This is a genomic window from Enterococcus sp. AAFC-DPL-5182, from assembly GCF_058216605.1.
Window position 1 is genome coordinate 827,935 of record NZ_CM177101.1, and the last position, 20,232, is coordinate 848,166.

Below are 20,232 nucleotides of genomic sequence, written 5' to 3' on the forward strand. Positions count from 1 at the left end.
ATACGCCCTAAAATACGAAAGTATTTTAGGGCTTTTTTCATGTTCATCACAGATTGTGAAGCAATCTGATGTTGAACAGTACAAGGCGACTGATAAGAAGCATTGTCACCTTAGTGTGTTGCTTCAGCATTCATTTAAATTAAAAACAGAAAGAAGGAACTTGTATGACAGAAGAAAAAAATCTGCCGACAAAATACCAACCCACAGAAGTTGAACAAGGACGCTATCAAAAATGGCTGGATCAAGATTTATTTAAACCAAACGGTAATAAAGAAGCAAAACCATATTCTATCGTAATTCCGCCGCCAAACGTTACGGGAAAATTACATTTAGGTCATGCTTGGGATACGACGTTACAAGATATGATCATTCGCCAAAAAAGAATGCAAGGCTTTGATACATTATGGTTACCTGGTATGGATCACGCTGGTATTGCAACACAAGCGAAAGTAGAAGAAAAATTAGCAGAACAAGATATTTCCCGTTACGATTTAGGTCGTGAAAAATTTGTAGAGCAAGTCTGGGATTGGAAAGAAGAATATGCTTCTCATATCCGTGAACAATGGGCAAAAATGGGTCTTTCCTTAGATTATAGCCGTGAACGTTTCACTTTAGATGAAGGCTTGTCAGAAGCTGTCCGCAAAGTCTTTGTTTCTTTATATGAAAAAGATTTGATCTATCGTGGTGAGTATATCATCAACTGGGATCCAAAAGCGAAAACAGCTTTATCTGATATCGAAGTTATCCACAAAGATATCGAAGGTGCGTTTTACCATATGAGTTATCCACTGACAGATGGTACAGGCGTTGTGGAAATCGCAACGACTCGTCCTGAAACCATGTTAGGCGATACTGCGATAGCTGTTCATCCAGAAGATGAACGGTACCAAGCGATTATCGGAAAAACTGTTACACTCCCTTTAGTAGACAAAGAAATTCCGATCATTGCTGATGAATATGTAGATATGGAATTTGGAACAGGTGTGGTAAAAATCACACCAGCTCATGACCCGAATGACTTTGAAGTAGGTAATCGTCATGATTTACCTCGTGTAAACGTCATGAACGAAGACGGATCGATGAATGATTTAGCTGGCAAATATGCAGGTATGGATCGTTTCGCAGCACGTAAATTGATTGTTTCTGATCTAAAAGAAATGGGTCGCTTGATCAAAATTGAAACCATGAATCACAGCGTTGGACATTCAGAACGTACGGGTGTAGTTGTTGAACCTCGTTTATCCACACAATGGTTCGTTAAAATGGCGCCGCTTGCTGAAAAAGCCATCAAAAATCAAGACACAGAAGATGCAGTAGAATTTTATCCACCACGCTTTAACCAAACATTCTTACGTTGGATGGAAAATGTTCACGATTGGGTAATCTCACGCCAATTATGGTGGGGACATCAAATTCCAGCTTGGTACCATAAACAAACAGGTGAAATGTACGTTGGCATGGAAGCACCAGCTGATATAGAAAATTGGACACAAGATTCAGATGTACTAGATACATGGTTTAGTTCTGCATTATGGCCATTTTCAACAATGGGCTGGCCTGATGAAGAAGCAGCTGATTATCAGCGTTATTTCCCAACAAGTACATTAGTAACCGGTTATGATATCATCTTCTTCTGGGTGAGCCGTATGATGTTCCAAAGCTTAGAGTTTACTGAAAAAGCGCCATTTAAAAATGTTTTGATGCATGGGCTGATCAGAGCAGAAGACGGACGTAAAATGAGTAAATCTTTAGGTAACGGAATTGATCCAATGGAAGTGATCGATAAATACGGAGCAGACGCATTGCGTTGGTTTATGTCAAACGGTTCTACACCAGGTCAAGATATGCGTTTCAGCTATGAAAAAATGGATGCATCTTGGAACTTTATCAATAAAATCTGGAATGCTAGTCGTTTTGTGATCATGAATGTTGAAGGTATGTCCTATGAAGATATTGATTTTAATGGTGAGAAAACTGTGGCAGATCGCTGGATTTTGACACGCCTAAATGAAACAGTTGCGCGTGTGACAGACTTATTCGATCGTTTTGAATTTGGTGAAGCAGGTCGTCAATTATATAACTTTATCTGGGATGATTTCTGTGATTGGTATATCGAAATGAGTAAAGAAATCCTTTACGGCGAAAATGAACCTGCGAAACAAACAACTCGTAGTATTTTGGTACACACACTAGACCAAATTTTACGTCTATTACACCCAATCATGCCGTTTGTGACAGAAGAAATCTGGGAAAATATTCCGCATCAAGGTGTATCCTTAGTTGTTGCTGATTATCCTGTTGTTCATGAAGAATTTTCGGATGAAACAGCTGCTCGCGGGATGGAAGTTTTAAAAGAAGTGATTCGCGCAGTGCGTAATATTCGCGCAGAAGTGAATACACCACTGTCTAAACCAATCACATTGCTAATCAAAACAAATGATGAAGCAGTGGATAAATTCTTGATCGAAAACACAAATTATATCGAGCGCTTCTGTAATCCAGAAGAGTTGACGATTTCAAGTGATATTATTGCGCCAGAATTAGCGATGTCAGCTGTTTTAACAGGAGCAGAGCTATATTTACCATTAGCTGGTTTGATCAACGTGGAAGAAGAAATTGCACGTCTAGAGAAAGAGTTAGAGAAATGGACGAAGGAAGTTAAACGTGTGCAAGGGAAATTAGCGAATGAACGTTTCGTTTCGAATGCGCCGGATGATGTTGTGGAAGCTGAGAAAGCAAAAGAGAAAGATTATTTAGAAAAACAAGTCGTTGTGAAAGAACGAATTGCACAACTTCGTACAGTGAATTGAAAACAAGAAGTTGAGAGAAAAGCGTCTAGTTCCGAGAAGTAAGAAGGAATTCACGAAAATGACAAGAAACACGGATTTTTTAATTCCGATGTTGAATGATTCCTAATCGGTGTTTTTCAAATTTTTGTGATTTAGCACTTAAAAGTTGATGTGATCGAAGTGTAACGTAGTAGCTGTTTCTTGACCACTGTTTATTCGGATTTTAAGGGGCTGAGATATAACTCGAAGAGTTATGTCCCAGCCCCTTGTTTATTTAGTTCAACTAATCAAAAAATGATTAAACAAGAACCACAAAGCATATCCGTAAGTTCCAACCGACCAAAATTTAAAGATAACTAAAATTTTCATATATTCTTTAAATGGAAGTTCAGCAAGTCCCGCAACCAAACAGGTCAAATCATCTGGTGCAAAAGGAATCAACAACGTAACAATCATCAACTTCTTAATCCCTTTTTCAGGGCGATCTAACATTCTTTCGAATTTTAAATAACGCTTTTTAGAAAGTATAAGTTGAGCAAATGGTTTACCATAATATCGCGCCAACCAGTAGACGATAACATCACCGATCATCAAACCAATATAACTATAGATCAATCCAGGAATACTCCCAAACATCAGCATGCCCACTAATGTCGAGATACCACCAGGAAGAATCGGCACAATGACTTGGACTATTTGCAAAAAGATAAAAATCAACACAGCATATTCGCCAAACTGTTTCATAAAATCCTGCAAAGACTGAACAGAATGAAAAATACCTTTATAATAACCGTAAAGTACTAGACCAGTAAAACAAATAACTCCTATAATAGGTAGTGCATAGATAATTCGTTTCAGAATTCTTCTTCCCATGTACGCAGTTTCCTCTCACTGTTAGGCTGATTTTGGTCGTATGAAACGTTTTAGTAGTTGATAAAATAATACGCCCAAAAGAACAGAAATGCTAATCAAAACTCCGATAATAAAATTCCGTTGCCGGTAATGCATCGTAATTTGATGTTCTCCAGAAGTTAATTCAATACCTGTGAAATTGCCTAAAACGGATCTCGCTTGGACTTTTTTACCATCAACTGTGATCTGCCAATTTTTGTCATATGGAATCGCTAAGTAAAGTAATGAATTGTCTGGTTCTGCTACGGTGATTTCTCCAGTCAATGTACCTGAGACTTCTTCTTTAAGTTGGATTGCTTGAGACTTTTGTTTGGTGATAAATGAGTGAAACGATTCTTGTTTTAAGCTTCTTAATTCGAGTGTGTTATCTTCAAGCTCTTTTTCAGATTCAAGTTGTAATTCAACAACGTCATCTTTTTTGAAGTAACCAAGATTAAATAATTGATTTGTTGCGATATAAACTGCAGGTTGGATTTTTTCACCATTTACTTTAAATGAAGTGATCTTCTCCCAATTGATTTCTGGTGCATAAAGGTAGAGTTCGCCATTTGCTGTTGTTTTTGTAGTGAGTGTATAATTCTGATCCTCATGAGCTGTCCAAGCTATTTTTTTTGTTTCTTGAAAATAATTTTGCGTATTTTTTTGAATTTGTTGTAAAATATTTTCTTGATTTTTCAACGGTTGATTGTTCGCTAGTTTAAGGTCAGCAAATTCCTGAGGGACTAAAAATCCGATCCCAATTGCTTCATCATTTTCATAAACATTGGTAGAAGGATCAGTTGAACGATTTTCTTGATGTGTTTTTATTTCAGGCGTCAGTTGATAATTCACATTTAAAAGTAAGTTGATTACTTTGGATTCATCTACGTAAGCAATTCTACGATCATTTTTTTGATATAAACCTAAAGCATGTAGTGTATCTTGCGTTTTAGCATCTAAAGTAGAAGTATAACTTGAAACCCCTGCATAGCCATATAAAATTGGATTATTGTAGCCGTTATTTTTCTCATTATAGCCAGCAGTATCAGAATCAATTGTTTGTTTTATACGAAATAAACTTGCTTCTTCTTTTTTCAAATCAGAAATGATCTCATCTTGAATTCGATAAGTTTGCGCAAATTTTTCTTGATCACCAAATGGAATATCTTTAAAACTGATCCAAAAATTAAAGACTAATTCAGAACAGACCACTAAAAATAATAGTACATAAATACTTTTTCTGTTTCTTCCCTGCATTTTTTGAATCAAGACAACTAAACCATAAATCAACCAAATGATAAGTAAGCTAATAATAAAGTAATCGTCCGATAACAGAAAGACTTTTTCTTTTGAAAACTTTAGAGAAACATACCCGACAATCAAAAATAAAGAGAAAAGTAGTGGCACAATGAGACGTAAAGTTGCACCTTCCTTCAATTTAAGAAACGCTTCATAAGCAAATTTAATCATCAAGAAGCTAAAGATAAAGGTATTTCTATACGGAAATCCCGCAGGACTTTGAAACATATGCCAAATCGTATTCACTAGTTCTAGCCAGAAACTCAAGAAAATAAAACCAATCAGAAAGCCTGCTCCAAGTTTTTCTTTTCTAGAAATTGTCGTCAGTTGGAAAAAGGCGATGAAAAGTAAAACCATCAAGATACCAGAAAAAATCGTTGGTAAATGTTCTAAACGCCATTCAAAATTAACACTGCCAAGACCTAACTGCGAAAGAAAGTTTAATCCAAAATTGGGCGTAGGCAAAAAGGTTTCCAAGTCAAAGTTGGTCTTTTTTGTTGCCAACATTCCTTCTACGGCTGGAATCAAAATAAAACTTGTGCTGATCCCTGTAAGAAAAGACGTAACGAAGAACAAACGACCGTCTTTAATAAATTGCCAAATGGATTTCTTTTTAGATGACTCTGTTTTTTGATAGTACCAATAAAGGCTGTAACATACAGCGAAGATGCAGAGCATGTAGCCCATATAATAATTCGTTACGATCGATAGAAATAAGGATGCCGAATACAGTCCGTATTTTTTATGATCCCATAAGTGTTGGATTCCTAGGACAAGTAAGGGAAGTAAAATCAGTGCATCTAACCACATAAAATTTAAACAATAAACCGTCACAAAGCCGCACAGACTATATGAAGTCGAAAAAAGCAAGGTAGAACTAGTTGAGTGTCGATATGTTTTTTGAAGATAGTAAAACATCGAACTCCCCATAAGTGAAATTTTTAGCGTGATGATCAATAAAATTGCGATCGGAAGTTGTTCATATGAAAAAAGTAATACCAAAATATTGAAAGGACTTAATAAATAATACGCACTTAAAGGTAAAATCGTTCCACCTAGCGCATCAGAAAAGGAATAAAGAGAATAAGTCTCGCCTTGAAAAAACTGCTTAAATAAACTTAAAAAAGGCATATATTGTGTCCCTAAGTCACTGACTAAGAGATTGTTATTTCCGAAAGGTGCTAAACCTAAAATCGACCATAGTATGATCAGCAACAAGAATGGAATCAAAAAACTCCCGCTGATCAATAATGTTTTTTTTATTTTTGACATATTTTATACTGCTCCTCTATTCTAATGATTTGTAACTGTTTTAGGATAAAGGTCCAATCAATTATGGAAAATCAAACGAACTACCTGCAACAAATACTATTTTTGAGAATTATCTATGTATGAGAAAGTGTTAGTACCGACCTCTAAGATTCTAGTCTATCACGGGATCAGGTAGTGATGCAAAAGAATCGGTAGTCACTTCGTACATATAGTCTTGTTTATTTTATCACAGTTGTTTTTATTTAAAAGAGTTGCGTCATTTGTTTACTTATTTTTATAGAATAGATCATTTATGGAATTAAAGTCGTTAATTAGTGAAAAGCAACTCAGCTTTCGATATAATAGATAACGAGGAGTTGATAAGATGTCATTAACGATAGAAGAAGCGATCGATTGGATTCATAGTAGACTGCCTTTTGGTTCTAGACCAGGACTTGATCGAGTAGAAGCATTATTGAAAAGAGTTGGTAACCCTGAGGAAAAAGTTCCAACGATCCATATTGCAGGAACAAATGGAAAAGGGTCTACAGTAACTTACTTAAGATGTATGTTAGAAGAATTAGGACTAAAGGTAGGAACCTTTACTTCTCCTTATATCGAGCACTTTAACGAACGAATTGCAATCAATGGACAGGGAATTTCGGACAATCATATCATTCAGTATGTAGAAAAATATCAAGAGTTGATCAAAGAGATGGATCAGCAAACTGAGAGTGCAGGCATTACTGAATTTGAGACTCTAACTGCAATGGCGCTTGACTACTTTTTAGATGAAAAAGTCGATATTGCAATCGTTGAAGTTGGACTCGGTGGCTTATTAGATAGTACCAATGTAGTAAAACCAATGTTAACGGCGATTACAACAATTGGAAAAGACCATACAGAAATTTTGGGTGATACTCTTGAAAAGATCGCTTTTCAAAAAGCCGGGATCATCAAAGAAACAATTCCAGTTGTAACTGGAAATATTGGTGAAGAAGCCTTTGCAGTGATCGATGAAGTTGCCAGAGAAAAACATAGCAGATTGTATCGTTATGAAAAAGACTACAAAGCAGAATATCGGCATCCAGATAAAAACTGGGGAGAGGTTTTTGATTTTTATGGTGAAGCAGGCAAGCTACCTAAAATCAAAGTTCCCTTGTTAGGTCGCCATCAAGTGGAAAATGCCGCTGTCGCCATTCAGTTGTTTTATCTTTATTGTGAGATACAGCAAATCAATTTTTCTGATAGAGATGTTTATCATGGCTTAGCTCAAGCGCAATGGCCTGCTCGAATGGAAAAAATCAGTGATGAACCCTTGATTATTTTAGATGGTGCTCATAATGACCATGCAATGCGTCGTTTGGCTGAAAACTTGAAAAAAGAATTTCCAAATCGAGATATCCATATTTTATTTTCAGCGTTATCGTCAAAAAATATCGATCAAATGATTGCCATCTTAAGAAAAGTACCCAATGTCCATTTATGTTTGACAACCTTTGATTATCCTAGAGCAATCGAATTAACAAAAATGGAACATTTTGAAGATAATAAGACGGAAATCGTTTCACTATGGCAATTTGGTTTGGGTGAGATTTTAGAAAAAATGTCAGCAGATGATTTGATGTTAGTTACGGGATCACTTTATTTTGTTTCTCAAGTACGGGAATTGTTGTTGAATTTAGGTTCTAATAATGCAAGTTCGCTTTAACGAGTCAACTTCGCTTTTGATATGAAACATGCTAAGATACACAACGAAGAAATGAGGTGATGCCAACAGCTCAAGTGATTACTTGTCGTATGACAAGAGATGTTACTAAGCACTAAATGAAGCATTGCTTCCAACACTACTAGAGATTGGAAAGTACAAAAGCGTTATAAAAACTGTTGTTCATTAAAGATTATACAAGGAGGAAATGATGAAAAAAATTGATGGCGTAATTTTTGATATGGATGGGTTATTATTTGATACGGAACTGATTTATTATCAATCAACACAAAAAATAGCGGATGCGATGAATTTTCCATACAGCAAAGAAGTTTATTTGGAGTTTTTAGGAGTATCAGATGAAGAAGTACAAGAAAATTATCATCGGATCTACCAAGATTTTGGGAAAGAAAAAGTAGATGAGTTTATCCAACGCTCATATGACGATACGTATCAAGTGTTTGAATCAGGTGAAGTTCCATTAAAAGAAGGTGTTTTGGAGTTGCTTGATTTTCTTGAGCAAGAAGAAATTCCGAGAATCGTTGCTTCGAGTAATGTTCGTCCAGCAATTGAATTATTGCTAGATGGTGCTGGAATCAAGGAACGCTTTTCAGGAATTGTTTCGGCAGAAGATGTGACTCGAGCAAAACCTGATCCAGAAATATTCCAAAAAGCTCTCGCTAATCTTGGAACAAAAGCGGATAATACCTTGATTTTTGAAGATTCATTTCATGGTGTAACGGCAGCTGATGCTGCAGGGATTCCCGTGATTATGGTTCCAGATTTACTAGCTCCAACGAATGAAATCAAAGAAAAAACCTTAGAAATTTTTGAAAGTTTGACCCAAGTACCAGCCTATTTAAAAAAATAACATTCTCACTCCTTTGCGTATCTTTTATTAGAAGCATGTAAAGGAGTGATTTTTTTGCTTAAAGAAGAAAAACTATTTATTAGGGAAATGCCCGAAGATTGTTTGCCTCGTGAGCGTCTAGAGATCGTAGGGGAGAAGGCTTTATCAAATCAAGAACTATTGGCGATTTTATTAAGAACTGGGTCGAAGAATACAAATGTGATGGAGGTGGCTTCTAAATTCTTGAATTATTTCAATCACTTATACGAATTGAAAAATGCTACACTTACTGAAATGATGGAAATCAAGGGAATTGGTCGCATCAAAGCCATTGAATTAAGAGCTGCTATTGAATTTGGTTATCGAATCCAGCAAAGTACGCAGCTGAAACTGGGAAAAGTTTCTTCTAGCTATCAAATTGCTCAAAATTTGATCTATGAATTACAAGATTTTCAACAAGAGCATTTGGTCTGTTTATATCTAAATACTAAGAATGAAGTTATTAAACAAGAGACTGTTTTTAAAGGGTCACTGAACCAGAGTGTTGCCCATCCAAGAGAAATCTTTCGTAGTGCGGTGAAATATTCTGCAGCTCGTTTGATCCTTGCACACAATCATCCATCTGGCAATCCAACTCCATCTGAAAGTGATATCCTATTCACGCAAAGAATGCAGGAATGTGGAAAAATGATGGGTATCGAAGTGTTAGACCATATCATCATCGGAGAACAAGTCTACATCAGTATGCGGGAGGAAAATTTTTTTGCTTCAGATTAACTAGATTTCTTGCAAAAATAAGGGTTCGCATGTACAATGTATGTGTAATCTTGTTTGGGACAATATAGAAGTTTTAATTTTAAAACCCTCTATCGTACACGGGCAATGTTACAATATTTAGTGCTTAAGCACGAGGAGGAACAAAGAATGGAACAAGGAACAGTAAAATGGTTTAACGCAGAAAAAGGATTTGGATTTATCTCTCGCGAAGATGGTAGCGATGTATTCGTACATTTCTCAGCGATTCAAGGTGAAGGATTCAAAACAATCGAAGAAGGCCAATCAGTAAGCTTCGACGTTGAAGATTCAGATCGTGGACCTCAAGCAGTTAACGTTGTAAAAAACTAATTTAATCCATTCCAAAACACTTAGCAAATTTGCTAGGTGTTTTTTTATGTTGGGATGATTGTATTTGTTAAGAAGAAAGTGGTCTTTTATTTTGTTTCTAAGGTAGTCTCTCCTTATATTTTTCTATAAGTGGTGATAAACTTGTTGAATAATTCTTTTAGCGCTGTTTGGTTTTGAATTGTTAGTCATGAGTCTGATAATGATTTAGATCCAAAAATATAATATGAGAAACGTTTAAAAATGAAAATAACAAAAAAGGCATCTGTGATTAACATTCACTAGACGCCTTTAAATCGTATTAGAACTTGAATCGCTCATTTAGGTTGATAACTCCTTAAATAGATTTTTTCAATTCTTTTACTGCTTGTGTAATCGTGATACCATAAGCTACATTTGCTTGGTCATTTGCATCGATGGCCATAAACAAATTTTTCTTTGTATCAAGTGCTACACGGTATTTTAATACTTTATTACCAAATGTCATAATAATTCTCCTTTCTTGATTCTTCTGAAAGGCAACGATATCTGATAACGAAATTCCATGATTACTATAACATGGCTTGTCAGAAGTGTAAAGAGGAAAGTTTTACCCTCAGCAGTATTTTTGATGAAAGCCCTTTTAAGTAGTATAATATAATTAATAAAGAAGGAGGTTTTTACCATGGGAGAGTCGTATAAGAATATTTTAGTAGCTGTAGATGGTTCGGATCAATCTGAAAAAGCATTTCAAGAGGCAGTAAAAATCGCTAAACGAAATGGTGCAACATTGCACATTTTATCTGTCATTGAAGAAATGGGCAATTATTTTGGCGAACTAACAATGTCAATGGGAACGCTAATGGAAGATCTTCGTACAAGAGAAGAAGAAGAAATGAAAAAAAGAGAGTCAAAAGCTCTTGAAAAAGGAGTATCTCAAGTTTTCACATACGTTATGTATGGCTATCCGAAAACGTTGATTGCTGATTTTACAGAGTCAAAAGAACCAATCGACTTAATTGTAATCGGCAGAACTGGTTTAAATGGGTTTGAAAGATTGATGGTGGGTTCAACGACTTCTTATGTTGTTAACCATACGAAGGCCAACGTTTTAGTTGTAAACAATGTAGTATAGAAATAAAAGAAGCAACTGACAGATTTTTTGTCAGTTGCTTCTTTATATTCAAACTTATGAAGTCATGATCATTGGTAAAATCATTGGATGACGTTCTGTTTTTTCAAATAGGAAAGGTTGTAATGCAGTTGAGATAGCATCACACAATTTCGCTTCTGTGCAATTCTCATCACGTAAGGCTTCACGAATCGCATTGAATAATAAACGTTGTCCTTCATGAATCATTTCACCTGATTCTCTCATGTAGACAAATCCGCGAGATAAAATATCTGGACCTGCTAGAATTTCTTTATTCTTAATATCTACAGTAGCCACAGCTAAAACTAAACCTTCTTCAGAAAGAATGCGGCGATCACGCAACACAACATTACCGATATCACCGACACCATTACCATCAACATAAACATCATTGGCGTTGAAGTGTCCAGCGATACGAGCATCATCTGCTGTTAAAGCCAGAACATCACCGTTTTCCATAATGAAACAATTGTCTGCTGGCACACCAACATCTTGTGCAAGTGAGGCATGGATTTTCAGCATTCTAAATTCACCATGTACTGGTACAAAATATTTAGGCTTCATTAAGCTCAACATTAATTTTTGTTCTTCTTGGCCACCGTGACCAGAAGTATGGATATTATTGATTTTTCCATGAATAACTTCAGCACCTGCTTCTGAAAGCAAGTTGATCAGACGGTTAACACTCGTTGTATTACCAGGGATCGGTGAACTTGAGAAAATCACTGTATCTCCAGGCTGTACTGAAATCTGACGATGAGTACCGTTTGCAATTCGACTCAAGGCCGCCATTGGTTCTCCTTGAGAACCGGTACATAAGATCATTGTTTCTCCAGCAGGAAGTTGATTCAGCTCACTGGCATCTACAAATGTTCCTTTTGGCACATTGATATAGCCTAAATGTTCGCCGTTAACAATCGCATTTTCCATACTACGTCCGAATACTGCAATTTTTCGTCCAGTTGCAACGGCAGCGTCTGCTGCTTGTTGCAGACGAAAAATATTTGAAGCAAAACTAGCAAAGATGATTCTTCCCTCGATTTTTTCAAAAATCTTTAAAATAGAAGAACCAATGGTTTTTTCTGATTTAGTAAACGTTGGAATTTCCGCATTTGTACTATCTGAAAGTAGACACAAGACGCCTTCTTCCCCTAATTTTGCCATGCGGTGCAAGTTTGCTGGTTCACCAACGGGTGTAAAGTCAAACTTAAAATCTCCTGTTGCAACAATATTACCAGAAGGTGTCTTAACGACTACACCTAGCGCATCAGGAATACTATGTGTGGTTCTGAAAAAGCTGATAGCAGTTTTACGGAAACGAATGACTGTATCTTCATTGATTTCATGTAACTCAGCATCACGTAATAAACCATGTTCATCCAATTTATTAGTGATCAAAGCTAATGCTAACGGTCCAGCATAAATAGGGATATTGGCTTGACGCAATAAGTAAGGTACACCACCAATATGATCTTCATGTCCATGCGTGATGACTAACGCTTTGACTTTGTGCAGATTTTGAACGATATAGCTGTAATCCGGAATAACATAGTCGATCCCAAGTAAATCATCTTCTGGAAACTTGATTCCAGCATCAATAATGATGATCTCATCTTGAAATTGAACCCCATAAGTGTTTTTCCCGATTTCGCCTAAACCGCCTATCGCAAAAACGCCAGTCTCATTGTTTTTTATATTTACTTTCATATTAAAACTCCGTTAAAGAGAATTCCGCATGTTCTTGCTCATAAGCAAGATGATTTTCATCCAGCGCTTGAATGTATTCAATATTATATGGGGTATTTTCTTCTACTTGTTGTCGCACAATAACATCACTTTCGGCTTCAACGTAAATAGATTTTGTATCTTCTCTTTTTGGGTTTCTTGTTTTTGTTTCTTGATAATAAACTTTATATATCATTGTTTTTTCTCCTTTATCTGCCAGAGCAGTTAATTATTTATTTTTATAAATTTCTTACTGTAATTTTGAACACAACAAAATGAGGTGGCTGTCCACCTTAAAAACAATTGACATCAAAAACAGATGTTGATGATGAAATGAAGCCTCGACTTTGCTTCACTTTACTTGTTTTATGGAAACTGTACTTTCTTTCAACCGTTCATTGTGTTGTGCTGTACAACAATTAAACGTATTTTATCATAAAATAGTGAATAAGTATAGAAACAGACTTGTGACTTTAACGAAAACCTTATTATTCATTTGGTTCATTTAAAGGAGGAATTTTCTTTTTATTAAAATACAAATTAAGACCGATCAGATGTGCCAAAAAAACAAGTGCTAATGTAGTTGTCATGAACGGATTACCTACAATAATACAAGGAATTGCGAAAATAATAAATAAAGTTGTAAATAATTTTACGCGACCTAAAGGCGTGATTTTCTTTTCAACAATGGATTCTTGAATGTATTTTTGATAATAAGTTGAGTTGATAAACTTCGTATATAAATAATCAGAGCTGCGCATCCAGAAAAATGCCGTTAAGATATAAAAAATCGTTGTAGGCAAAATTGGCAGAAATATTCCTATTGTCCCTAATCCAAATGTGAGACAACCTAAAGAAATATAAAGTATTTTTTTCATTGCTTCGATCCCATCACTTTCATTTTATATTTAGTGTGAAAATTAAAGTAATTCTCATTATACCATAGTAAAAATAGTCCAGTTGATGATTCGAGTGAAAAGTATGTTTTTCGTTTAAATATAATTTACCTAGCTATTGGTTTTATGCTATAGTGAAAGCACTGGGTCAAAAATTGGAATAGGAGATGATTGATTGAAATTGATGTGGCGTTACACGATGAGATATAAGAAATTATTATTTTTAGATTTCATTTGTGTTTTTGGATTTATATTGATAGAACTAGGATTACCAACGATTTTGGCACGAATGATCGATGTTGGAATCAAAAACAATGATTATGATTATGTAAAACAACAAGGTTTGTTGATGATTGTGATCACGGTCATTGGTGTAGCAATGAATATCATGTTAGGTTATTTTGGCGCACGAATGACAACAAATATTGTACGCGATATTCGAGATGATCTATTTGAAAAAGTTCAGACTTTTTCTCATCGTGAATATGAAACAATAGGTGTTTCTTCACTCATTACAAGAACGACAAATGATGCCTATCAAATCATGTTGTTTATGGGAAATATTTTACGAATAGGCTTTATGACACCGATGATGTTTTTTGTCAGTTTATATATGGTTATGCGGACAAGTCCCTCATTAGGCTGGTTTGTTCTAGGCGCATTGCCGTTTCTTTTAGCAGCAGTAGTTGTGATTGCTAAAATATCTGAACCTTTGTCGAATAAACAGCAAAAAAACTTAGATGGAATCAATGGGATTTTAAGAGAGAATCTTTCTGGTTTGCGAGTGATTCGTGCGTTTGTAAACGAAAAATTCGAAGAAAGCCGTTTTAGCAAAGTGAATGAAGACTATACGAAAAGTTCTAAGAGTCTTTTCCGTTTGATGGCAGCAGCCCAACCAGGATTTTTCTTCTTATTTAATATCGTCATGGTCTTGATTATTTGGAATGGTGCACTGCAAATCGATCAAGGCAGCTTATTAGTTGGAGATTTGATTGCCTTTATTGAATACATTTTCCATGCACTATTTTCGTTTATGTTATTTGCAAGTGTCTTCATGATGTATCCTCGTGCAGCTGTTTCAGCTCGTCGTATTCAAGAAGCATTTGATATGGAACCTGTGATTCGTGAAAATGAAGCAGGCATCACTGAAACTGAGACAAAAGGGTATTTAGAATTTAAAAATGTAACATTCGCTTATCCTGGACACTCAGAAAGTCCTGTTATTCGAGATGTGAGCTTTACAGCTTCGCCAGGAGAAACAGTGGCCTTTATCGGTAGTACTGGTAGTGGAAAATCTACATTGATCCAGTTGATTCCGCGCTTTTATGATGTTTCTGAAGGACAAGTGTTACTGGATGGAGTAGATGTACGTGATTATAAACTAAGTACATTACGCAATAAAATCGGCTATATTCCACAAAAAGCATTATTGTTTACTGGAACGATCGCAGAAAATATGCGCTATGGTAAAGAAGATGCAACAATAGAAGAAATGGAATTAGCAGCAGATATTGCCCAAGCAACTGAGTTTATTTCACAAAAACCTGATGGATATGATGAACTTCTTTCAGAAGGCGGAACAAACTTCTCTGGTGGTCAAAAACAACGTTTGGCGATTGCCAGAGCGGTCATTCGTCGTCCAGAAGTTTATATATTTGATGATAGTTTTTCAGCACTAGATTATCAAACTGATGCGAATTTAAGAGCACGTTTGAAAAAGGAAACAACAGAATCCACTGTTTTGATCGTAGCACAGCGTGTAGGAACAATTATGCATGCCGATAAGATCATTGTGTTAAATGAAGGGGATGTCGTTGGCATCGGTACCCATCGTGAATTACTTGAGAATTGCCCTATCTATTATGATATTGCTGCTTCTCAATTGTCAGAGGAGGAATTAGCATGAAAAACGCACTTTCTTCCATTAGACGCTTAGGTAGATATATTGGACCTTATAAAGGTACCTTTATCTTAGTCGTTATTTTCACGATTTTGACTGTTGCTTTTAATGCAGCTTTGCCGTATGTTTCAGGCCTGCCTATTACGGAGATCAGTAATAATGTTGCAGCAGGTGAGGGCCTGAACTATTCATATATTATTCAGTGTTTGATTTGGATATTAGTTGTTGGATTAGGTTATTGTGCAGCACAATTTTTATCTGGGTATTTGATGGCATCAGTTGTTCAACATTCTATGCGTGATTTACGTCGGGATATTGATGAAAAAATCAATCGTTTACCTGTTTCATATTTTGATAAAAATCAACAGGGAAATATTTTGTCTCGCGTCACGAATGATGTTGATGCTGTTAGTAATGCCATGCAGCAGAGTTTTATCAACATTGTTTCGGCTATTCTTGGGATCGTGATGGCCGTTGTCATGATGTTTTATATCAACTGGCTGATGGCGCTGATTTCGATTGTGATGATTCCATTATCTTTATTGATATCTAAAACGATCGTTGGGATTTCACAGAAATATTTCCAAGGGATGCAAAATGCGCTAGGGAATTTAAATGGTTATGTTCAAGAAAATATGACTGGTTTTAGCGTGTTAAAATTGTATGGTCGAGAAAAAGAAACGTTAGATGGCTTTAAAAAAGTCAATCACAACTTAAATAATTTTGGATTTAAAGCGGCCTTTATTTCTGGATTGATGCTTCCATTGGTTCAGATGACAGCGTATAGTGCTTATATTGGTATGGCAGTTTTAGGAAGCTACTATGTTATAACGGGTGTCATCGTTGTTGGTCAACTGCAGGCATTCATTCAATACATTTGGCAGATCAGCCAACCAATGGGAAATATCACACAATTGTCTGCTGCATTACAAAGTGCTTCAGCGGCAACGACACGTGTGTTTGAAATTTTAGATGAGCCAGAAGAGGAATTAAATGAACACGATGTTCCATTGCCAGAAAATGTGCAGGGGGCCGTTCACTTTGATAATGTCAGCTTTAGTTATGATCCTGCAAAACCATTGATTAGAAATTTGAATTTTGAGGTTCAAGCAGGACAAACGGTTGCTATTGTTGGTCCAACTGGCGCAGGGAAAACAACATTGATCAACTTATTGATGCGTTTTTATGATGTGACTGAAGGGGCGATCAAAATCGATGGTATTGATACGAAGACGATGGATAGAAGTGATGTTCGTTCAGTCTTCGGGATGGTCTTACAGGATGCATGGTTATATGAAGGAACGATTGCCGACAATATTCGTTTTGGTAAGTTAGATGCGACAGATTATGAAGTTGTTGATGCGGCTAAGACAGCCAATGTTGACCACTTTATCCGCACGATGCCAGATGGCTATGAGATGGAAATCAATTCTGAAGGAGATAACGTTTCTCTAGGACAAAAACAATTACTGACGATTGCTAGAGCAGTGATTTCTGATCCAAGGATTTTGATTCTTGATGAAGCAACAAGTTCTGTTGACACTCGTTTAGAAGCCTTGATCCAAAAAGCGATGGAGCGAGTGATGGAAGGACGCACAAGTTTTGTGATCGCTCACCGCCTATCGACTATTCGTGAAGCCGATTTGATTCTCGTAATGAATCAAGGTGAAATCATTGAAAAAGGGACACATAATGAGCTATTAGAGCAAGGCGGCTTTTATGAAAAACTGTATAACAGCCAATTTGCTGAAGATGGCGATTACGATTAATAACTCTAAAGGAAAGACAAGCCGATTGGGCGTCTTTCCTTTTTTGTGCAATTAAAATTTTAAAAAGCGTATCTAGTGAAGTATTTAAGTTTAATTTGGTATACTAACTATATTAGAAGAGGTGAACGATATGACAAAAGAATATTTTATTGCAGCAAGTGCTGATGTTTATGGTGAAGTGAAACTTGCTAAAGATGTGAGTATTTGGTTTCAATCAGTTCTAAGAGGCGATAATAATTCCATTACTATTCAAGCTGGAAGCAATATTCAAGACGGCACAGTGATCCATGTTGACCAAGATGCGCCTGTTATGATAGGTGAGAATGTAACGATCGGCCATCAGTGCATGCTTCATGGCTGCACGATAGAAGATGGCGCGTTGATCGGGATGAGTAGCACGATATTAAATCACGCAGTGATTGGGAAAAATAGTTTGATTGGAGCAGGTTCACTAGTTACTGAGGGAACACAAATTCCACCAAATGTTTTAGCATTTGGCCGACCAGCTAAGGTGATCCGTCCATTGACAAGAGAAGAGATTCGTAAGAATAAAGAAAATGCTCAACACTATGTTGAACTATCAAAAGAATTTAATGATGGGAAAATAGCAAGGATGATTTGATCTTTTTTCCTGTTACTAAACGTTTATCTTTCGAAAAAAGCTTACTATACTGTTAGACTTATTTTATAAGAAAGAGGCGAAGAATCATGTATTTAAAAATTAGCGATGCAGCTCAAGTCAAGCTGACCCCTTACATTGAAAATAAATCAGTGATTATTTTAGATTTAGATGATGGTGTTGGGAAGTATTCTAAAATGGGTGTGTGTTCACTTGATACAAGTTTTCGTATTTTGATATTGGATCAACTACAAGAAAAAACGGATTTTGGATTGGTGTTAGATTCAGATATTGGGGCTATTTACATCAAGGATTATTCTAAACGGTATTTAGATGAAGAAATGACGTTGGAGGTTGATCCTCGCTTACAAGTTCTTAAGCTTAAAAGTCCTAGTGGTACTTTAGATGGCAATGTGCCAATCGTAGATTTACGAACAAAATAGATGATAATAAACATAAGTGGGATATGACCTGAAGAGTCATATCCCACTTATGCTGAATCCAGATAAAGGATGGAGCAGCCCCATCCTTTTTTAATCGGGTCTAGTCAAATCAAACAGATCATCAATATGAGCATAGGTATTACCAGCTAATCGAGCAATCGGGTTGAATACTTCCGGTAGAATGTACTCATTGTCTTGATCAAAGACAATTTCATCAAAATAAAAATCGGTAATTTCGACAATAAATAAGTCAGTAATAATTTGATCTTCATGATCTTTGATAGGAACATATTGATGTAGACGCGCTTCCATACGAATCGGTGCAGCTGTGATCCCAGGAACTGAAACAGATTTACTGGCAGTTGTTTCAATGGTATTTACAACGATTTCACTTTGATCAGGTCGTAAAGAAGCGGCTGTTTGATTCATTGATTCAATCACTTGATCATTAACCAAGTGGATGACGAGTTCCTTTGTTTCGAGAATATTTCTAGCAGTATCTTTTACTTCGCCATTTCGTCTAAGAATGGATAAGGTGACCAATGGTATATCGGCAGCAGCTGCGTTGAAAAAGCTAAAAGGTGCTGCATTTATAATTTTATGCGCATCATCCATTGTTGTTACCCACGCAATTGGGCGCGGAATGATACTGCCAGACAGAAACTTATATGCTTGTTTTTGTGATAAGTATTTCGTTGAATAATGTAGCATAAGTCAGCTCCAATTCTTTTTTTAACGTGGCTTATTAGCATCGGATGTATCAAAAGGACGAACAAATTCTTCGATTTCTTTGCGTTTTCCTTCTAAAAATGGTGGTAAGGACAACTTTTCGCCAGCTGTTTCATATGTTTCATCTTGTAAGAAACCAGGACCGTCAGTTGCCAGTTCAAATAAAATATGAGGAGCAGCTCGAAAATAATCTGATTTAAAATAGAAACGTTCAACAAATCCAGAATTAGGGAATTGAAGCTGATTGATTTTATTGATCCAAAAACGTAGAGCATCTTGATCCGCTACGCGAAGAGCCAGATGGTGCACATTACCAAAGCCTTCTTGAGCATCTGGGAGATCGTTTCGATGTTCGACAATAATACTAGCCCCGTTGCCCCCCTCAGCAACTTCAAATAAATGGAAACTTCCTTCAGCATCAACTAGTTTAAATCCTAAAACTTCAACTAAAACACGCTGCATATGTTCAAAATCTGCTACCGTTACAAAAACGGGCCCTAATCCAGTCAAAGCATGCTCAGCTGGAACATTTGTTTTTTTCCAAGGCGTCCCACTTGATACACCTTGATTGTTTTCGTCAGAAATCAATTGATATTGCTGCTTATCAAAATCCTCAAACTCAAGATATTTTTTACCGAAACGTTCTTGGATTTCTCCGTGCTCAATTTGATATTCATTAAAACGTTCGATCCAATAAACTAATGAAGCATCATCTTTAACCCGGAATGACGTACGAGAAATAGAATTTGTTCCTTTACTCCCTTGTGGAATCCCTGGGAAATCAAAAAAAGTCATATCGGTACCGGCAGATCCAAGATCATCAGCAAAAAATAGATGGTAGGTTTGGATATCATCTTGATTGACTGTTTTTTTGATCAGACGTAATCCTAACGTATCTGTAAAAAAGCGGTAAATTTTTTCTGCACTAGATGTCATTGCTGTAACGTGGTGAATTCCGTGAATTTGTTTATCCATAATATAAAACCTCCGAATGTATTATTGTTAAATTACTTACTAAAAGTAAGTTTACATCTAAACTAAGAATTAAGCAACTCTTTTATCTTTTCCTAACTATTGATGGAAAGAATAAAGAGGAGTACTATATTGAT

The 20,232-nt window shown here is 36.1% G+C and carries 18 protein-coding genes and 1 other annotated feature (1 of these 19 only partly in view); of the genes, 10 read left to right on the top strand and 8 right to left on the bottom strand.

All coding sequences use genetic code 11. The annotated features are described in order from the left end of the window. Window positions 1-13: a binding site (T-box leader), on the top strand; it begins 207 nt to the left of the window's first position. Window positions 14-164: 151 nt separating this feature from the next. Beyond that, the gene (locus tag AC4BB7_RS03775; protein WP_490484481.1) at window positions 165-2,810 is read left to right on the top strand and encodes a valine--tRNA ligase; all 2,646 of its coding nucleotides are present in this window, start codon (window positions 165-167) and stop codon (window positions 2,808-2,810) included. Between the two features lie 258 nt (window positions 2,811-3,068). Here the strand turns inward: AC4BB7_RS03775 and AC4BB7_RS03780 are convergent, their stop codons facing one another. Together AC4BB7_RS03780 and AC4BB7_RS03785 are read right to left on the bottom strand one after the other, a co-directional pair. Then, the gene (locus AC4BB7_RS03780; protein ID WP_086315619.1) at window positions 3,069-3,662 is read right to left on the bottom strand and encodes a TVP38/TMEM64 family protein; all 594 of its coding nucleotides are present in this window, start codon (window positions 3,660-3,662) and stop codon (window positions 3,069-3,071) included. Between the two features lie 21 nt (window positions 3,663-3,683). Next, window positions 3,684-6,251, bottom strand: coding sequence for a YfhO family protein (locus AC4BB7_RS03785; RefSeq protein ID WP_490484482.1), 2,568 nt, complete (start codon window positions 6,249-6,251; stop codon window positions 3,684-3,686). 364 nt (window positions 6,252-6,615) lie between these two features. Between AC4BB7_RS03785 and AC4BB7_RS03790 the strand changes: the two genes are divergently transcribed. The 4 genes from AC4BB7_RS03790 (at window position 6,616) to AC4BB7_RS03805 (ending at window position 9,913) form a co-directional block, all read left to right on the top strand. Next, window positions 6,616-7,941, top strand: a complete 1,326-nt coding sequence (locus AC4BB7_RS03790; protein WP_490484483.1) for a bifunctional folylpolyglutamate synthase/dihydrofolate synthase — start codon at window positions 6,616-6,618, stop codon at window positions 7,939-7,941. 205 nt (window positions 7,942-8,146) lie between these two features. Continuing rightward, entirely contained in the window at window positions 8,147-8,809 is a 663-nt protein-coding gene (locus tag AC4BB7_RS03795) for an HAD family hydrolase (protein ID WP_170923055.1), read from the top strand. A gap of 87 nt (window positions 8,810-8,896) precedes the next feature. Next, window positions 8,897-9,565, top strand: coding sequence for a RadC family protein (gene radC / locus AC4BB7_RS03800; protein ID WP_170923067.1), 669 nt, complete (start codon window positions 8,897-8,899; stop codon window positions 9,563-9,565). Window positions 9,566-9,712: 147 nt separating this feature from the next. Then, window positions 9,713-9,913: a cold-shock protein gene (locus tag AC4BB7_RS03805; protein ID WP_010760372.1), complete on the top strand. Its 201-nt coding sequence runs from the start codon at window positions 9,713-9,715 to the stop codon at window positions 9,911-9,913. Window positions 9,914-10,247: 334 nt separating this feature from the next. On the opposite strand, the gene AC4BB7_RS03810 is transcribed toward AC4BB7_RS03805, so the two are convergent. After that, the gene (locus AC4BB7_RS03810; protein ID WP_086315625.1) at window positions 10,248-10,397 is read right to left on the bottom strand and encodes a hypothetical protein; all 150 of its coding nucleotides are present in this window, start codon (window positions 10,395-10,397) and stop codon (window positions 10,248-10,250) included. 177 nt (window positions 10,398-10,574) lie between these two features. Here AC4BB7_RS03810 and AC4BB7_RS03815 point away from each other — a divergent pair, with 177 nt between their 5' ends. Continuing rightward, on the top strand, window positions 10,575-11,024 hold the full coding sequence (locus AC4BB7_RS03815; protein WP_086315626.1) for a universal stress protein: 450 nt from the start codon (window positions 10,575-10,577) through the stop codon (window positions 11,022-11,024). Window positions 11,025-11,078: 54 nt separating this feature from the next. Here the strand turns inward: AC4BB7_RS03815 and rnjA are convergent, their stop codons facing one another. The 3 genes from rnjA to AC4BB7_RS03830 all read right to left on the bottom strand — a co-directional run bounded on the left by rnjA (window position 11,079) and on the right by AC4BB7_RS03830 (window position 13,645). Then, complete coding sequence (rnjA, locus tag AC4BB7_RS03820; RefSeq protein ID WP_490484484.1) at window positions 11,079-12,749, bottom strand: ribonuclease J1; 1,671 nt, start codon at window positions 12,747-12,749, stop codon at window positions 11,079-11,081. 1 nt (window position 12,750) lies between these two features. After that, entirely contained in the window at window positions 12,751-12,963 is a 213-nt protein-coding gene (locus AC4BB7_RS03825) for a DNA-directed RNA polymerase subunit epsilon (RefSeq protein ID WP_086315628.1), read from the bottom strand. 292 nt (window positions 12,964-13,255) lie between these two features. After that, a complete protein-coding gene (locus AC4BB7_RS03830; RefSeq protein WP_490484485.1) occupies window positions 13,256-13,645 on the bottom strand; it encodes a YbaN family protein in 390 nt (129 codons plus the stop codon). 193 nt (window positions 13,646-13,838) lie between these two features. Here AC4BB7_RS03830 and AC4BB7_RS03835 point away from each other — a divergent pair, with 193 nt between their 5' ends. The 4 genes from AC4BB7_RS03835 to AC4BB7_RS03850 all read left to right on the top strand — a co-directional run bounded on the left by AC4BB7_RS03835 (window position 13,839) and on the right by AC4BB7_RS03850 (window position 18,394). After that, complete coding sequence (locus AC4BB7_RS03835) at window positions 13,839-15,569, top strand: ABC transporter ATP-binding protein (protein ID WP_490484486.1); 1,731 nt, start codon at window positions 13,839-13,841, stop codon at window positions 15,567-15,569. Beyond that, the gene (efrB, locus tag AC4BB7_RS03840) at window positions 15,566-17,332 is read left to right on the top strand and encodes a multidrug efflux ABC transporter subunit EfrB (RefSeq protein ID WP_086315631.1); all 1,767 of its coding nucleotides are present in this window, start codon (window positions 15,566-15,568) and stop codon (window positions 17,330-17,332) included. Before AC4BB7_RS03835 ends, efrB begins: the two co-directional genes overlap by 4 nt. A 130-nt stretch (window positions 17,333-17,462) precedes the next feature. Next, complete coding sequence (locus AC4BB7_RS03845; protein WP_086315632.1) at window positions 17,463-17,954, top strand: gamma carbonic anhydrase family protein; 492 nt, start codon at window positions 17,463-17,465, stop codon at window positions 17,952-17,954. A gap of 86 nt (window positions 17,955-18,040) precedes the next feature. Next, window positions 18,041-18,394: an iron-sulfur cluster biosynthesis family protein gene (locus AC4BB7_RS03850; RefSeq protein WP_490484487.1), complete on the top strand. Its 354-nt coding sequence runs from the start codon at window positions 18,041-18,043 to the stop codon at window positions 18,392-18,394. Between the two features lie 90 nt (window positions 18,395-18,484). Here the strand turns inward: AC4BB7_RS03850 and AC4BB7_RS03855 are convergent, their stop codons facing one another. Beyond that, window positions 18,485-19,105: a flavin reductase family protein gene (locus tag AC4BB7_RS03855; RefSeq protein WP_490484488.1), complete on the bottom strand. Its 621-nt coding sequence runs from the start codon at window positions 19,103-19,105 to the stop codon at window positions 18,485-18,487. Between the two features lie 21 nt (window positions 19,106-19,126). Further along, on the bottom strand, window positions 19,127-20,098 hold the full coding sequence (locus AC4BB7_RS03860) for a ring-cleaving dioxygenase (RefSeq protein WP_490484489.1): 972 nt from the start codon (window positions 20,096-20,098) through the stop codon (window positions 19,127-19,129). Window positions 20,099-20,232 lie beyond the last annotated feature (134 nt).

Excerpts from the sequence above, each read along its gene's own strand:
- AC4BB7_RS03775 (WP_490484481.1), top strand. The coding sequence starts at position 165 with ATGACAGAAGAAAAAAATCTGCCGACAAAATACCAACCCACAGAAGTT.
- AC4BB7_RS03780 (WP_086315619.1), bottom strand. The coding sequence starts at position 3,662 with ATGGGAAGAAGAATTCTGAAACGAATTATCTATGCACTACCTATTATA.
- AC4BB7_RS03785 (WP_490484482.1), bottom strand. The coding sequence starts at position 6,251 with ATGTCAAAAATAAAAAAAACATTATTGATCAGCGGGAGTTTTTTGATT.
- AC4BB7_RS03790 (WP_490484483.1), top strand. The coding sequence starts at position 6,616 with ATGTCATTAACGATAGAAGAAGCGATCGATTGGATTCATAGTAGACTG.
- AC4BB7_RS03795 (WP_170923055.1), top strand. The coding sequence starts at position 8,147 with ATGATGAAAAAAATTGATGGCGTAATTTTTGATATGGATGGGTTATTA.
- radC (WP_170923067.1), top strand. The coding sequence starts at position 8,897 with ATGCCCGAAGATTGTTTGCCTCGTGAGCGTCTAGAGATCGTAGGGGAG.
- AC4BB7_RS03805 (WP_010760372.1), top strand. The coding sequence starts at position 9,713 with ATGGAACAAGGAACAGTAAAATGGTTTAACGCAGAAAAAGGATTTGGA.
- AC4BB7_RS03810 (WP_086315625.1), bottom strand. The coding sequence starts at position 10,397 with ATGACATTTGGTAATAAAGTATTAAAATACCGTGTAGCACTTGATACA.
- AC4BB7_RS03815 (WP_086315626.1), top strand. The coding sequence starts at position 10,575 with ATGGGAGAGTCGTATAAGAATATTTTAGTAGCTGTAGATGGTTCGGAT.
- rnjA (WP_490484484.1), bottom strand. The coding sequence starts at position 12,749 with ATGAAAGTAAATATAAAAAACAATGAGACTGGCGTTTTTGCGATAGGC.
- AC4BB7_RS03825 (WP_086315628.1), bottom strand. The coding sequence starts at position 12,963 with ATGATATATAAAGTTTATTATCAAGAAACAAAAACAAGAAACCCAAAA.
- AC4BB7_RS03830 (WP_490484485.1), bottom strand. The coding sequence starts at position 13,645 with ATGAAAAAAATACTTTATATTTCTTTAGGTTGTCTCACATTTGGATTA.
- efrB (WP_086315631.1), top strand. The coding sequence starts at position 15,566 with ATGAAAAACGCACTTTCTTCCATTAGACGCTTAGGTAGATATATTGGA.
- AC4BB7_RS03845 (WP_086315632.1), top strand. The coding sequence starts at position 17,463 with ATGACAAAAGAATATTTTATTGCAGCAAGTGCTGATGTTTATGGTGAA.
- AC4BB7_RS03850 (WP_490484487.1), top strand. The coding sequence starts at position 18,041 with ATGTATTTAAAAATTAGCGATGCAGCTCAAGTCAAGCTGACCCCTTAC.
- AC4BB7_RS03855 (WP_490484488.1), bottom strand. The coding sequence starts at position 19,105 with ATGCTACATTATTCAACGAAATACTTATCACAAAAACAAGCATATAAG.
- AC4BB7_RS03860 (WP_490484489.1), bottom strand. The coding sequence starts at position 20,098 with ATGGATAAACAAATTCACGGAATTCACCACGTTACAGCAATGACATCT.